The organism is Amycolatopsis coloradensis (assembly GCF_037997115.1).
In the GTDB taxonomy this organism is placed as follows: domain Bacteria; phylum Actinomycetota; class Actinomycetes; order Mycobacteriales; family Pseudonocardiaceae; genus Amycolatopsis; species Amycolatopsis coloradensis_A.
The window spans coordinates 3,952,938-3,968,567 of sequence record NZ_CP150484.1 but is presented as its reverse complement, the minus strand read 5'-3'; the positions used below and the strand labels follow the sequence as shown (position 1 = coordinate 3,968,567).

Here is a 15,630-nt window from a genome sequence, read left to right as displayed (position 1 = left end):
TCCGCGGTCGAAGAATAGAGAGGTTCCACTCGTGCAATGCGAAAACGATGTCGATAGCAAGGTGCGGACCCTCGCCGCCTGGCTTCGCGATACGGACACCTTCACCGGGACCATCGCCCGCTGGCTGCAGGCCCCAGTCGAATACTCGTCACTGCGCCACGAGTATCGTCCCGTAACAGCGGAGTATGCCTCGCAGCTGGGTATTCCGGTGGGTAGCCCCGTGTTGTTCCGGCGCGGATACCTCGAAGTCCGATCGCTGGGTACACGACGGCCGGTGGCTGAGGTAAGTGCCGTCGTGGTCGATCACCGCCTGAGTTGGGACGCCCGACAGGCCCTCGATTCGAAAAAGGTGGCGCTCGGCTCGATACTCAGCCGTCAGGGAATGCGACGGCACACCCAGTCTGTCACCCCGTCTTCGGCGGTCGACGCCAACGGCCCGCAGGTACTGCGGGTGGCTGCAACGCTCACGGTCGCAGGCGAACTGGTCGCGGCGGTGAACGAAATCGTTTACCGGCAGTTGTTCGACCTTGGTCGTCAATCACTCATTTCTCCAACTGCCTGACCGCATTACGCGACGTGGTGCGTCAGCCGTTCACGTACGCGTGTCAGCACTTCGGAGCAGACGGAATGGCCGCGGGATCCGTGCTGATCGGTGAAGGGCCGTGCCCGCTACAGCGAGCAGCGTGCGAGGTCGGTTGCCCCATTCGCACTGATCGCGGGATAGACCCGGGCGCGTGCGTGATCCCGGGCATCGTGCTCGACCAGGTCGCCGAAGTCAGCGGTAATGCGGTCGATGTCTCGGAACACCGCGGGGCCGTGCGCCGAGTCTGAGCCAGTCGGACGGTGACCCCAGCGCCGTCGTCATGGAGCGCGTCCGAAGTCGCTGGGTGCGCAAGTCCCCCTGCGGCCGGCGGGGTTCCGCGAGCCGGAACGTGATCTTGCCAGCGGGTGGAGGGACGAGAGAGGGTCCTGACAAGCGGTGTGTGCCGAGTTACGGAGGAACCATGGTTCAGGTCGTGTTGGCGTCCATTCCCATGCCGGGACACTTGATTCCGCTGCTTCCCATCGGCCGGTACCTCGCCGATAAGGGTTACGGCGTCACAGTTCTGACGTCGCCGGCTCTGGAACACTTGGCGCAAGACATCGTGACAACGCCGGGTTGCCGGTTGCATCCCTTGCGCGGCAAGGCCGCGTTCGACGGGAACCGTGTCCTGGCGGAGTTTCCGGCGATGAAGGACACGCCATCCGGGCACCGGCAGGTCGTGGTCGCTCCCCACGAGATGTTCATTCCGCCGATCCCCGAGCAGTTCGCCGCCGTTCAGGAGATCCTTCGGACTGGGAATCCGGCCGAGACCGTCGTTGTCCACGAGTCGTTCTTCCACGGCACGTGGCCCTTGCTGCTCGGAGCTCCGGGGCTGCGACCGGCCGGGACGATCGGCATCGGCGTCTCCGTACTGACACTGGAAGACCCGTGCCTCGCGCCCTTCGGTTTCGGTGTCGCTCCCGACTCGTCGCCGGCCGGGATCGAGCGTGCGGGGCGGCTCCGCGTCCAGTTGCGTCAGGAATTCGAGCCGGTACAGAGCCGTCTGGACCACGTTCTAGCCGGCCTCGGCACGGTCAAGCCGGCCCCGTACTACTGGGATGGCTTCTCAATGCTGTGCGACACTTTCTTCCAGCTGTCGCCGCCGAGTCTCGAGTACGACCGGTCGCAGTTGCCGGAACACATCGAGCTGATCGGTCGCCCGGAGCCGACTCCCACGGCGACCTTCGAGCCGCCGGTGTGGTGGCAGGACGTCTTGACGGCCGAGCGTGTTGTCTTCGTCACGCAAGGTACGTTGAACAACGTGAACCACGCGGCTCTCATCGGACCGACGCTGGATTCGCTCGCCGGCTCCGACGTCCTCGTGGTGGCGACTTTCGGCGGCCTGCCGGTACCGCGCGATCTCCGGGTGCCCGCCAACGCGCGGGTCATCTCGTACCTACCGTACGAGATGATCTTCCCGTACACCTCCGTTTTCGTCACCAACGGCGGTTTTGGCGGCGTTCAGGCCGCCTTGATGGCGGGGATCCCGATGGTCGTCGCGGGTGACACCGAAGACAAGCCGGAGGTCGCGATGCGCGTCGAGTACTCGGGAGCAGGGATCAACCTCCGCACGGGGCTCCCCACCGGCTCGAGTGTGCGCGACGCGGTCGAACGGGTGCTGCGAGAGCCGGCTTATCGGTCCAGGGCGGAGGAAATCCAACGTGAATACCAGGCCAACGACACCCTGGCCCGGATCACGCACGAGGTCGACCGCATGCTCGCCGCAGCGTCAACGTGATCGCCTCTCGCGAGGCGTCTTTCGGCCGTGCCGAGGTGCTCCGGAACACGCGCTCAAAGAGCCAGGTGCAAGTCTTGGGTACGCTGATGAGCCGCACGCCGGCGGCCCAGTGATCCGTACACGTCGGCGAATCAACCCGCCGATGGTGGTTTCCGTCAACGGCTCCTACTTACCCCGCGGGAAACCCACCGGCCTTGCGGGTGACTACGAGCGAACGGCTGGTGTCATGTCCAACGCTTTCCAGTCGCCCGCCGAAACGACCGTCATCGGTTCGTTCCGTGGGCTGCCTTCGACCGACGAGCCTGTCCGAGCTGATATACCGCTGCGAATCTGCCGCCCCACGAAGTCTCTTTCGAGTCGCGTCCGTTCCGGGCAACCTCGCCGACGTCAAGCGGCGCGCAGCGACACCGCCGCTTCAGGGTGGATTGCCCACTTATGCTGCCAGGATTCCCAAAGGGGCATGTTCACTCCACGAATATGCTCTCAGCACCACGCCGAACGTACAGTTCCCGCAAAGTGAACCGAACCCGATTCGGCATGGCGTCGACCGAATACGACGTACTGCCGCGACCGAAGGCGTCATCATGCCGAATGCTTCACACAGATCGATGCCAGGCGAATCACGTCGAAATCCGGTCTACCGGCTACCGGGCACCAGCGGCGAAGTGTCCGCGAACCCCCCTGACGACAAAGTTCGCGAGCGCGCGGCCCGGGCGGTCCGGAGGCTGGCAAGGGATGCGAACGAACAGGCGAACCTGCTGGCGATGCTCGGACTGGACACGATTGAAAGTGCGGCGAAGGCCAGGAGCGCCCATATCCCGCACCTGTAGGCACATCCCGCAAACCTCCTGATCCCGTCGGCCGTGAACGCTGCCGCAGGAAACTGATGCGCGCGTGGTGCAGCTGCCGAACCGGCGCAGCTTGCTGCGGGTGCCGACAGGTTCTCCCGGCGAGGCGGCCGGCAGCGAGATGCCTGCGGAGCCGCCGAGTGGAAGCGAGAATACTCGAGGTGCCCGCTGACTCCCGGAAACAGCTGACCTGGCTACGACAAATCATCGATCTTCGGCCCCCGCAGGAGCACATGAGGTAACCGAATACGAACTCCCTAGCCTGTCTCTCGCCCGATACCGACACGGACTCCCTTGTGGACCCTCACCTAGGACCACGAGGCAGGGGCGTGGCCGGCCAGCCCTTGTGGCCGGTCATGCCTTTGCACTGCCTTCCCTGGGGTTCTCCCGGAAGGCGGGGCGGGTTTCAGTGGATGTCGTGGCGGCCGATGTGGTTGCGTAGCCACAGGTCGAGGTTGAGGGCGAAGTCGATGCCCGCGCGGGTGGCATGGTCGGCGGCAGGGCGGTCCAGGCGGTCCCGGAGTCGTTGCGGCGCGAGAAAACTCCACACCGGCGCGGTTGGGGTGGCCAGCAGATCGTGTGCCTGTTCGCTGATGGCGTGGTGGTAGGCGGGGTCGTGGGTCACCGGATACGGCGCCTTGGCCCGGGCGGTGACGCTGGCGGGCAGCAGCGGCGCTACCGCCGCGCGCAGCAGTGATTTCTCCCGGCCGTCGACGGTGTGAAGCGCCCAGGGGATGTTGAAGGCGTACTCGACGAGTCGGTGGTCGCAGAACGGCACACGTACTTCCAGTCCTACCGCCATGCTGAGCCGATCCTTGCGGTCCAGCAGGTGGGGTAGCCAGCGGGTCAGGTGCAGGTGGAACACCTCGCGCATGCGGCGCTGGAGTCCGGTCTCGCCATCGAGGCGCGGGACGCCGGCGAGAGAGTCACGGTACTGCGCCTCGCGGTGTGCCGCGATGTTGAGTTCGGCGCTGGCCTCGGGGCGCAGAAGGGCCTGATACGTGCCGCTGTGGCCGGTGAAGTACCGCCACGGGTAGGTCTGGGCACCGATGCGTTCGGGGTCGTGGAACCACGCGTAGCCGCCGAAGACCTCATCGGCGCTCTCGCCGGAGATGGTCACGGTGGTGTGCTCCCGGACAGCACGGAACAACAGATACAGCGAGGTGTCCATGTCCCCGAGCGCGGGTGCGTCCTTGGCCGCGACCACTGCCTGCCGGTGCCGGGGGTCGGCCAACTCGGCCGTGTCGAGCACGATGTCGCGGTGGTCCAGGCCGCAGTGCTCGGCGACGGCGCGCACGAACGGGGTATCCGGGGTGGCGCGCAGGCTGTTCCCGACGAAGTGGTCGGTGTTGCCCGCGAAGTCGACGGAGAAGGTGCGTAACGGAGTCGGGCTGGCTTGCTGACCGAGGGCGACCAGGGCACTGGAATCCAGGCCACCGGAAAGCAGGGCTCCGAGTGGGACGTCGGCTCGGACGTGCCGGGCGGCGATGTCGCTCAGCAGCTCATGTACACGCCCGACGGTGGCGGGCACGTCGTCGTCGTGTGGCCGAGCGGTGAGCTGCCAGTAGTGCCGCTCGCGCAGACCGGCGGCATCGAGGACCACGATGGTCCCGGGCCTGACCTCGTGCACGTCGCGGAACAGGGTCGCGCCGGGCGTGTGCGCGGAGGCGAACAGATCGCGCAGGCCGTCGACGCTGACCGCGGGGGCGATCAGACCGCTGGCGAACAACGACTTCGGTTCGGAAGCGAACAGCAGGCCGCCCGCGTGGCGAACGTAGTGCAGCGGCTTGACACCCAGCCGGTCGCGGACAAGCACCAGCCTGCCGCGGATCTCATCCCAGATCGCGAAGGCGTACATGCCGTTGAGCCGTTCCACCGCGTCGATGCCCCACTCGAGGTAGGCATGCAGCACGACCTCGGTGTCGGTACCGGTCCGGAACTTGTGCCCCCGTTGTTGGAGCTCCTCACGCAGCTCGGGATGGTTGTACACCTCACCGCTGTAGGTCATCGTGACCAGCGGCTCGTGGCGGTCGTTGCTGAAGATCATGGGCTGCTGACCGTGCCCGGGATCCATGACGGCCAGCCGTCGGTGCCCCAGAACAGCATGAGTGCCGGTCCACACGCCCTCGCCGTCCGGCCCCCTGCTCGCCATGGCGTCGGTCATCCGGCGGACCCGTTCTTCCCGGTCCTCCGGCAAGCACCCGAGATCTGCCCAGCCTGCAATGCCGCACATCAGCTTCACAAACCCTTCGAGTGATCTGCCGGGCGTTTGGCGATCATTCTCAGCCATGACGTCCAGGTCGGCGGCGTTCCGGCGACCTTCTTCCAAGACGGCTGCCCGAAAGGCCGGTGATTCGTCCGAACTGGTGGCCCTATTCACCGGTGATCCTCTTGGATCAGCCTGGTAATCAAGAGTGCCGATTCAGATCATTTTCCATGACAAGGTCGCTTGGGGACTGCGCGGACTCGGGAGCGGTCACCGTCACGGCGCCCCGATCCCGTGAGCCAGTGGAGGCGTGATGACCGCGTATGAGCCGATCGCGATCGTGGGTATCGGAGCGCGTTTCCCCGGCGCCAGTGGCGCACAGGAACTGTGGGACCTGGTGTGCGGGGAGATCGACGCGGTCACCGCGGAGCCTCCAGCGGACCGGTGTGATGCCCGCGCGCTTTACGACCCGACACCTCGTAAGGCCGGCCGCGTCGTAAGCCTTGACGGCGGGTTCCTGGACTACACAACAGGTTTCTTGCCCGGTGACTACGCCGTGACCGAACGGGAGAACGCGACGCTCGACCCCCAGCACCGCCTGCTGCTCCAGTGCGCTCGCGACGCACTGGCTGACGCCGCGTTGACCGAGACCGCCGGCCAGGACATCGGGGTCTTCATGGGCCAGAGCACCGGTGAGCACTGGGACCGGTTGCACGGCAACACGACCACCGACATGTACGCCATCGCCACCGCTGCCGCCCGCAGCATGGCCTCCGGCCGTATCAGCTACGCCTGGGACCTGCGCGGCCCGTGCGCCACGGTCGACGCGGCATGCTCCTCGGGCACCCTCGCCGTCCACCTCGCCTGCCAAAGCCTGCGCACCGGCGAGTGCGACATCGCGCTCGCCGGCGGCGTCAGCCTCGTACTGGACACCCACCACACCGTCGGCTACTCGGCCGCGGGCATGCTCTCCCGTTCGGGCCGCTGCCGCTTCGGCCACGAGGACGCCGACGGCTTCGTCCGCAGCGACGGCGCCGGAGTCCTTGTCCTCAAAAGGCTTTCCCGTGCCCAGGCGGACGGCGACACCATCCACGCCCTTATCCTCGGCAGCGCCCAGGCCAGCAAGGGCCGCACCGCCAAAGCGATCATCGCCCCCTCGCTCGAGGGCTACCTCCACGTCATCACTCGCGCGTGCGCCGTCGCCGACGTCAGCCCCGACCGCATCGCCTACGTGGAGGCACACGGCAACGCTGCTCCAGCCGGCGACCGCACGGAACTGCACGCCATCGGCGCCGCCATCGGCGTTCACCGCCCGGCCGACCGGCCGTGCCTGGTCGGCTCCATCAAGACCAACATCGGTCATCCTGAAGCCGCCGGCGGCATCGCCGGACTGATCAAGGCAGCCCTGGCTGTACGGAATCGAACGGTGCCCGCCAGCCTGCACAGCGATCAACCCACCTCCCAGGTCGACTGGACCGGACTCGGCATCGCACCGGTCCCCCGCACGATCGACTGGCCCGACAGCGAATCCGCCATCGCGGGAGTCAGCACCTACGGCCTGTCCGGCACCTTCGTCCACATCCTCGTCGGCCAGCCACCACACCAGTGACAGACGCACGCAACCGTCGGGTGAACATGTAGCACCGTCAGCCCGGCAGTGGACCGGTACGCGAGCGAGCGAGGCAGGCTGCCGGAGAAGACAAGGAAGCGACGAGAAATCTCAGGCGCGAAGCGGATGGGAATCGCCCTACTTCAATTCACCCGCGGCGACCCAGCCAACGAACCCGCCACCAACCGCCCCGCCCGCCGACGCGACTCCACCCTGGCAAGAAGCCACCACAGGATCTCGAGCCGTGCTCACGACCACCCATGATCACCATCGTGACCGCGCCCACCACACCAGGCCACCAGCACAGTCACGAACGACAACTGGAGTATCAGGGCGAACGGGCATCACAGTGAAGCGGACCGCCCTTCGTGGACACGCTGAGCGCGGTCGGGTCATCGATCGGCCCACCGCGCCTTTTGGCTTACCCGCATCAGGACGACCATTGTCACTCACCACCCCGAGCACGCTTCAGGTCGGCCCCTTCGGCAACCCGCCACTTTGCCTCCTCACTCGATAATCACTCCGAGATCTCAGCCAGACGCCGGTTAGCAACATTTGGGCACGTTGTCAAGCCTTTCGTCAAAAGCGGTCCTGACGTCGGGCACAAATGCTACAACGTGCAAGGTTTTCCGCTGATTGCCGTGCCGCCACCACTCAGGCGTATCGTCCATCTCGAGAGCACAGGTTCACGCAACCGTCAGTGCCTCTGAAAGACAACCGCTGGGGGGCGACAAGGGCTTCAGGAGGCGTCCTCATGAAGAAGCGCATCTGTGTTTTTTGTGGCTCTTCGGCGAGCAACGCCCCGCGGTATCTGCTTCCCGCGAGAGCTCTCGGCACTCTGCTCGCCGAGCGGGGTTTCGGAGTCGTTTACGGTGGCGCGAGCCACGGCATAATGGGAGCGGTGGCCGACGCGGCTCTGGCCGCAGGCGGCGAGGTCATAGGCGTGATAGCCAGGAATGTCGTCCGCGACGAGGCCACGCATCACGGCATCACCCAGCTTCAGGTGGTCGACGATATGCATGCGCGCAAGACCAGGATGGTTCAGCTTTCCCAAGGATTCATCGCTCTTCCCGGCGGGACCGGAACTTTGGAGGATCTCTTCGAGGTTTGGACCTGGGCACATCTGGGCATGCACACCAAACCTATCGGCCTCCTGGACACGAATGGCTACTACCGGCTACTTCTGCAGTTCACCGACCACATGGTGACCGAGGGATTCCTGCATCAGCACAGCCGGGAAACGATGCATGTCGATGCCGAACCGGCAGCCCTGCTGGACAAGGTCCTTGCGAACCTCGGACCACAGACCCACCGTGAGTCACCTGGGGCCCGCTCTGCGAAACCCCAGATCGCAGTCCCAGCGCAGCGATAGAACCGACAGCGCGCGATACCTTATGCCATCGAGGACACTCTGGCATATCTTAGCTCGATCGCCATGCCCGGCAAGAGCGGTCGCGTCGAGACTGCCGGTTATCCGACCAGATTTTCGCATTACAGGAATAATGCAGATCGGAAATACCCATGAAAGCACGACCAGCAGACTTTTCCGACCAGATCGCCATTATCGGAATGGGCTGTCGATTCCCGGGTGGGATCAACAGCCCTGATGCGCTTTGGGCGCATTTGAAGGACGCCCGCTCCGCCGTCTCTGATCTGCCTGAGGGCCGCTGGGACGCCTATCCCACGCCCAGTGAGGCCGCCTCCGGCGCGGTACGTCGGATGATTCAGCGGGCCTCCTACCTCGACGATACCGCGGGATTCGACGCGGGCTTTTTCGGAATCACCCCGAGAGAAGCCGAGCAGATGGATCCACAGCAGCGAATCGTGCTCGAAGTGGCTTGGGAAAGTCTGGAACACGCCGGTATCCCGCCACGGTCCCTGGCGGGTAGTGTCACCGCGGTCGTGATGGGAGTCGGTGGTAACGAATACGGCCAGCTGCTGTTGTCCGATGCCTCCCGCATCGGGCCGTACAGCAGCATCGGAGGCGCCTATTGCGCGGTGGCCAACCGCGTTTCCTACGCGCTGGACCTGCTCGGACCGAGTTTCGCGGTGGACAGCGCTTGTTCTTCTTCGCTGGTCGCAGTGCACGCGGCGAGCCAGGCCCTGCGATCCGGGGAGGCGGACCTGGCGTTGGCCGGCGGAGTGAACCTCATTCCCGCGCCGGGGCAGTCGATGTCCCTGGCCGCCTCTGGAGCGATGGCTCCCGACGGAAGGAGCAAGCCCTTCTCCGCCCAGGCCGACGGGTACGGGCGTGGTGAAGGCGCCGGGGTGCTGGTGCTGAAGCGGAAGTCCGACGCACTCCGTGACGGTGACCGGATCCTGGCCACCATCGTGGCCTCGGCGGTGGCTCAAGACGGGCGCACCAGCGGAATCATGGCCCCGAACGGTACCGCGCAAGCCGCGCTGCTGCGGGGACTCTATGAGAAAGCCGGTGTGGACCCTGCGAGTGTGCACTACGTCGAGGCACACGGAACGGGTACCTCGGTCGGCGATCCGATCGAGGCCGGAGCCATCGCGTCGGTCCTCGGAACCGGCCGGACCGACGGCGAGGTCCTGATCGGCTCGATCAAGGGCAACATCGGGCATTTGGAGGCAGGTGCCGGTATCGCGGGCGTGATGAAGACGGTTCTCGCGATGACGCATGAACTGCTTCCGCCCACTGTCGGCCCCGACGGTCCGGCTGGGGTATTGCCCGACATCATCACCATGCCTGGCGTCCGAGTGGTCGACGCGCCCACGCCCTGGCCCCGGGGTGACAGTTTGCGGCGCGCAGGAGTGTCCAGCTTCGGATACGGCGGAACGATCGCCCACGTGTGCCTGGAAGAACCGACCGTGTCTCCGCTTCCTCCGCACGCGGCGGGAAAGCCGTCGACTCAGGTGCTGGTGTTGTCGGCCGCTTCCGCGCCCGCGCTACGGGATGCCGCTGGACGGCTGGCGGACGCGGTGCGCACCGGTGACGACCGGCCCGACCTCGGCTCCGCGGCGCACACGCTCGCGGTGCGCCGCTCGCACTTGCCGCACCGCCTCGCCGTAGTGGCCGAGAACTGGGATCAGGCGGTGGATCGGCTCGACGCGGTCTCCGCGGGGAAGGCTGACGACGGTATCGTCGTCAGCCGGGCGAACGAGCCGGGACCTGGCCCGGTGTGGGTGTTCTCCGGACATGGCTCGCACTGGGCGGGAATGGGACGGGAACTCCTCCGGGACAGCGCCGAGTTCGCACAGTCCTGCCAACGGCTGGACCCCGTTTTCCGGCAGGAAGCCGGATTTTCCCTGCTGGAGGAAATCCGGCACGGCGAGTTCACCGAGGTCGACCGCATCCAGGCAGCGCTGATCGGCATCCAGTTGGGGCTGGCCAGGATGTGGCGGGCGCGCGGTGTACGGCCTGCTGCCGTGATCGGCCATTCCGTGGGAGAGATTTCCGCCGCCGCGGTGGCCGGGGTGTGGAGCGAGGAGGACGCGGTCCGATTCGCCTGCCGCCGGGCGTCTCTGCTGCGTTCGGTAGCCGGGGCCGGAGCCATGGTGATGGTGGCTCTGCCCTTCCCCGAACTCAACGATCAGTTGGCCGGACGCACCGACGTGACCGCGGCGATCCATCCGTCCCCGGACTGGTCCGTCGCCTCCGGCGACCCCGCCGCGATCGACGAGCTGGTCCGCGATTGGCAGGACCGAAAACTGACGGTGCGGAGAATCGACTCCGACGTGGCCTTCCACAGTGCGCAGATGGAGCCGCTGCTGGCCGATCTGTGCGCGGCTGCCGCACCACTGGGCATCAACGAACCGACCCTGCCCCTCTACAGCACGGCCCTGCGGGACCCCAGAAGCGACTCGCCCCGCGACCCCCTGTACTGGCGGGCAAATCTGCGCGAACCAGTGCGCTTCGGACCGGCGATTCAGGCCGCGCTCGAAGACGGATACCGCACCTTCATCGAAGTCTCGACGCATCCGGTGGTGACACATTCGATCATGGAGACGGCGGCGCAGTTCGACTCCGAACCGGTGCTGGTAGTCCACACTTTGCGTCGTCGCCGCTCGCAACTCCAGGAATTCCTGGCCCAAATCGGGAAACTGCACTGCGGGGGTGCCGCCATCGACTGGGCCGCGGCGCTTCCCGGCCGCCTGGTCGACCTGCCCACACAGCCGTGGCGGCACGAGCGGTTCTGGCTGCCCCCGGCCAAGCCCGAGGACACCGACGCGCACGACCCGGCAGGGCACACGCTACTGGGCCGCCGCGTCGACGTCAGCTCGGTTCCGCCCACAACGGTCTGGACCACTTCGCTGGCTCCCGAGTCTCGCCCGTATCCCACTCCCCACGTCGTTCACGGAGTGGACATCGTGCCGGCGGCAGTCCTCATGGGAACGCTTGGCTCGGCCGCCGGTGGCGGGAACGACGTCGCCAGTGGCTACCACCTGCGTGACATCTCGCTGCGCACGCCGCTTCCGGCGGACCAGCGGCGTGCCGTGCAGATTCTCTCCCACGAGGGACAGTTGACCCTCTCGTCCCGGTTGGCGAACGAGGAAAGCGGCGGGAATTGGATCGTCCACACCACTGCCCACGTCGCCGAGCCCGCCGGCGCCGGTGCTCCGAATCCGTACCGCGAACCTCTCGCCGGGTCGCAGTCATTCTCCGAGGACGAACTCCTCGGCCTTCTCGCGCCGCTGGGAGTCACCGGGGTCGCCTTTCCCTGGGAGGTGCGGGCTCTCCACCACGACGCTGCCGAAGTCGACGCGCACGTCCTCGCCCCCGACGCCGAGACCTGGGCACCGCTCTTCGACGCCGCGACCACACTGGCCGCCCTGCCGATGGCCAGGCAGGGGGTTCGCCGGATGCCCACTTTCATCGAGAGCGTACGTGTCCGCGGCCCCATTCCCCGGGACGTGCAGGTACACGCCAGGCTGCGGAGTGGTACGTACGACGTCGTCGATGTCGATGTGATCAGCCGGGACGGTGCGTCGACGGCTCAGGTGCGCGGGCTGCGTTTCGGCATCCTGGACGCTTCCGATGAGCTACTCTCCGACCCTCGGAGGCTGATGCACCGGCTGGACTGGCAGCCGATGGCCGAGCTTGCCGGCACCGGCCGGGCACCGGTCATCGCCCTGGTCGCGCCTGGGCCCTCCCCGCTGGTCGATCGTATCGCGCAGCGCGCGGCGGCCGAGGACATCACCTGCATCACAACAGACCGTCTCGACGCGCTCACTGGTGCTGATCACGTGCTCGTGATCCCCGGAGACACGGAGGCTCCAGTGCGGCAGACCGAGCTGAACCTCGGCTTGCTGGCCCGTACGGCGCAGGCCCTGTTGTCCGGGGGCGAGAGCACTGCTCGGTTGTGGGCGGTCACCGCCGGTGCCCGCGAGTGTCGGGACGATCGCGCCTTGTCACAACGGCCGCTATGGGGGGCCGGGCGGGTCATCGCCTCGGAGCACCCGGATCTGTGGGGTGGAACCGTCGATCTCGGTGTGGAAGGCACCGACGAAGCGATCGGGCGACTCCTGCGGCTGCTGCACCATCCTCCCGCGGAGGATTGGGTCGCCCTCGACGGGCCGGCTCCGCAAGCCGCCCGCATGGTTCCTGTTTCCGGCACCGCTCCGGCCCCGCTGCGGTGCGCGCCGGATGCCACCTACGTGGTGACCGGTGGGCTTGGAGCACTCGGGCTGGAAGCCGCGCGCTACCTGGTCGCACACGGTGCTCGCAGGCTTGTGCTCATCGGGCGTCGAGGGCTACCCGAGCGCAGTCTCTGGACAGAGCAGACGGATCCGACGATCCGCCACGCGATCGACGTCATCACGTCCTTGGAGCAGCTCGGTGTCACTGTTCAGCCTTACTCCTTGGACATCACCGATCCCGACGCCGCACGGATTTTGACGCGAGCAGATGTACTGGGGCTCCCTCCTGTGCGTGGCATCGTGCACGCCGCAGGTGTGTTCAGCGGCAGCGTCATCGACGAACTCGACGAAGCCTCCATACACACCAACCTTCATGCCAAAGCCGCGGGCGCCTATGTGCTCCACGAGCTGTTCCCGCCGGGAACCCTGGATTTCTTGGTGTTCTTCTCATCCACCGCGCCTCTGGTGGTGCTTCCCGGTTGTACCGCGTACGCCGGCGCCAACTGTTTCCTCGATGCCCTCGCCCAGTATCGGCGTACCCAGGCATCGGACACCAAAGCGCTTGCTTGGACGGCTTGGCGCAACACGGGAATGGGCGCTTCCTTCGGCGCCCTGGAGCAGGACGCCATGGATTCCCAAGGCTTCGGCGACATCACAGTCGTAGAAGCGCTGCGTGCCTGGGAATACGCGGACGCCATGGATGCCGCCCAAGCGATCATCGTTCGCCCGACCCAGCTTCCAGATGTGCCGCGGCGCCCGATCTTCGAGCACGTCAAGAGCCCCAAGTCAGTCGAGCTCAAGGATGATTCCTCGGCCGGTGCCGCACTGCGTTCAGCGGATCCGGAGACACTCGCGGTCACGATCGCGGAAGAGATCAACCGTCACATCGCCGAGGAGACGGGGCTTCCGGGCGAACGGATCGAGGACAACGTGCCTTTCGCCGACCTGGGTCTGGACTCGGTGATGGCCATCGCCATCCGCAGCCGGCTGCAACGCTCCATAGAACTGGATCTGCCGATCACTGTTCTGTGGACCAATCCGACGCCTGCCGCGCTGGCTCGTCACTTGACCGAACGGCTGGTCGCGAAGCGGGCCACGTCAGGTGCGGCGGACAGGGCGCCGTCCCTGCGGACATAGCGAATCAGGCCGGAGAAGGGAGACCGCACCGACGCAGAGGGCAGGCGATCGATCGACGATGAGGTTTGTCGCAGCGAGTTCTCATGCTCCTCGTCATGTCCGATCGATCGCTGCGCCCGTCGCGTTTTTCCCGACAACCGACCGCGCCCGATCCGCAGCTCGCGAGGTTCACACACTCCAGCCTCCTCGATCCCCTTGCATGACATGGACCCACTCGGGTCGTTCGCTCGGGCCGGGCCCGGTCTTGTCTCGAAACGCGCGCGCAGATCGTCGACCTCGTCCGTCAGTTTCATGCGATGCTCTTCCCTTTCACCCGGCCGAACACACCGTATTCATGGAGGACGAGGCACCGCCGCAACTGATCGACAGTGCGATAACCTGTTTCACTCTGCGCCGCTGTCGACGACCCGTCTCTCCACGGATGCGCCCCCGAGTGTTTTCAGCCATCAGCAGTGTCTTTTGTGGACGCTCGGGTCGCGGCCGACTCCATCGGATCGGTACAGAAGGTCGGTCACGACACCGCGGTCCGCCAGTGTCACCCGCAGCGACGACTCGACGCGGGGCGTCCGCGCACACCCCACGTCCGGCCGTCCACTTCTGCGGGAAAACCGGGCAACTTTCTCCCTGGGCGCGTTGACCGCTGTTCAGGCGGTGAGAGAAGTTGCAGCCTGAAGCCGCCAACCTCACAGAGCAAGACGGAGACCGATGAAGACCACCGAACGAGCGCTGACGATCAGCGAGACGGCTTGCATCCTCGCGGGGTTCGGCCCGGTAGTGGTCCGCACGGCCTTCACCGGCCGATTCGACCTTGAGCTGCTCGAGACCGCGTGGCAGCTACTCGGTCGCGAATACCCTCTGTTGCGCTGCCGAATACTCGGAAGCGAGGAGGGATTCCTGCTGAGCTTGCGAGACAGCATGCCGAAGGTAGCAGCCGGTGTGGACACTTTCGACGAAGACATCTCCCAACGGATCGGAGACGGTGCGGTCAGCCGATTGTCACTGTACGAGACGGCCCGCACAGCGGTACTGACGCTCGCCGTCGATCATGCCTTTTCCGACGGACGCCTGGTGCAAATACTGGTACGCGTTCTGCTCCGCATCTACACCACCTTGTTCCGCGGCGAGGCCCCGCCCTCGAAGCCGCGACCGGTTTTCGAGCCGGGGTTGGAAGAACTCTTCTCCGGGCACTACACCCCGGGCTGGCCCGACCCACCCAAGGTGCCAGGAGAGCCGCTGGCCCTTTCGCGCGGTTCCGATGGACCGTCGCCCGGCTTCGGCGTGCACCACCTCGAACTCGAGCTCGAGCCAACGGCCGAGCTCGTCACCTTCGCCCGCGCTAACCGGATGTCGGTCACAGACTTGCTGTCCGGAGCGGTTTCGAGATCGGTAAGGACGCGGTTCCCCGAAACCGACGGCCCGCAACCGGTCACCTTGTGCCTCCCCGTGGATCTCCGCCAACGGCTTGATCCACCGATCGATTCAGACGCCCAGCTGTGTGGAGCCCTTCAGTGCACGGTCACCGTCCCGGTCGCTGCCGGCGACGAACCGCTCGAGATCGGCCATCGGGTAGCCGCGGAGCTGCGTACGGCTCTCGAACGGGACGAACCGCAACGCACCTTGCTGGCCCAGTGCCTCGCGCCGACGCCCCCGCCGCCCATGACCTTCATGGTGTCGAACATCGGTGTCGTGGAGGATCCCGTGTTGCCCGAAGGCCTGCGTGTCACCGGTAGCCGTTTCGCCGCGACGCTGCACGGTCCGGTACCCGCGATGTTCGTGGCGACGGTGGGCGGACGGCTCACACTTGACGCGGTCTACGACCTCGCTTACCACAAACCCGAAGAGATGGGTCAGGTCATGGCCTCGATCGAGTCCGCGCTGCGTTCGCGGGTGAACCACTGATCCGGTGGC

At 66.2% G+C, this 15,630-nt stretch carries 7 protein-coding genes; 6 read left to right on the top strand and 1 reads right to left on the bottom strand.

Going from position 1 to position 15,630, the window contains the following annotated elements; genetic code table 11:
- The first annotated feature begins 31 nt into the window (after positions 1 to 31).
- Both LCL61_RS18520 and LCL61_RS18515 read left to right on the top strand, forming a co-directional pair.
- Positions 32 to 562 carry a hypothetical protein gene (locus LCL61_RS18520; protein ID WP_340687984.1) on the top strand — a complete coding sequence of 177 codons (531 nt, stop codon included), beginning with the start codon at positions 32 to 34 and terminating at the stop codon, positions 560 to 562.
- Positions 563 to 1,004: 442 nt separating this feature from the next.
- On the top strand, positions 1,005 to 2,321 hold the full coding sequence (locus LCL61_RS18515) for a glycosyltransferase (protein ID WP_340687983.1): 1,317 nt from the start codon (positions 1,005 to 1,007) through the stop codon (positions 2,319 to 2,321).
- Positions 2,322 to 3,575: 1,254 nt separating this feature from the next.
- Here LCL61_RS18515 and asnB read toward each other — a convergent pair.
- Positions 3,576 to 5,402: an asparagine synthase (glutamine-hydrolyzing) gene (gene asnB / locus LCL61_RS18510; RefSeq protein WP_340687982.1), complete on the bottom strand. Its 1,827-nt coding sequence runs from the start codon at positions 5,400 to 5,402 to the stop codon at positions 3,576 to 3,578.
- 286 nt (positions 5,403 to 5,688) lie between these two features.
- Between asnB and LCL61_RS18505 the strand changes: the two genes are divergently transcribed.
- From LCL61_RS18505 to LCL61_RS18490, 4 genes are all read left to right on the top strand, one after another.
- On the top strand, positions 5,689 to 6,984 hold the full coding sequence (locus LCL61_RS18505) for a polyketide synthase (protein ID WP_340687981.1): 1,296 nt from the start codon (positions 5,689 to 5,691) through the stop codon (positions 6,982 to 6,984).
- Between the two features lie 754 nt (positions 6,985 to 7,738).
- Entirely contained in the window at positions 7,739 to 8,356 is a 618-nt protein-coding gene (locus tag LCL61_RS18500; RefSeq protein WP_340687980.1) for a TIGR00730 family Rossman fold protein, read from the top strand.
- 149 nt (positions 8,357 to 8,505) lie between these two features.
- Entirely contained in the window at positions 8,506 to 13,722 is a 5,217-nt protein-coding gene (locus LCL61_RS18495; RefSeq protein ID WP_340687979.1) for a beta-ketoacyl synthase N-terminal-like domain-containing protein, read from the top strand.
- Between the two features lie 705 nt (positions 13,723 to 14,427).
- Positions 14,428 to 15,621 (top strand): phthiocerol/phthiodiolone dimycocerosyl transferase family protein, encoded by a 1,194-nt coding sequence (locus tag LCL61_RS18490; protein WP_340687978.1) that lies wholly within the window; start codon positions 14,428 to 14,430, stop codon positions 15,619 to 15,621.
- Positions 15,622 to 15,630 lie beyond the last annotated feature (9 nt).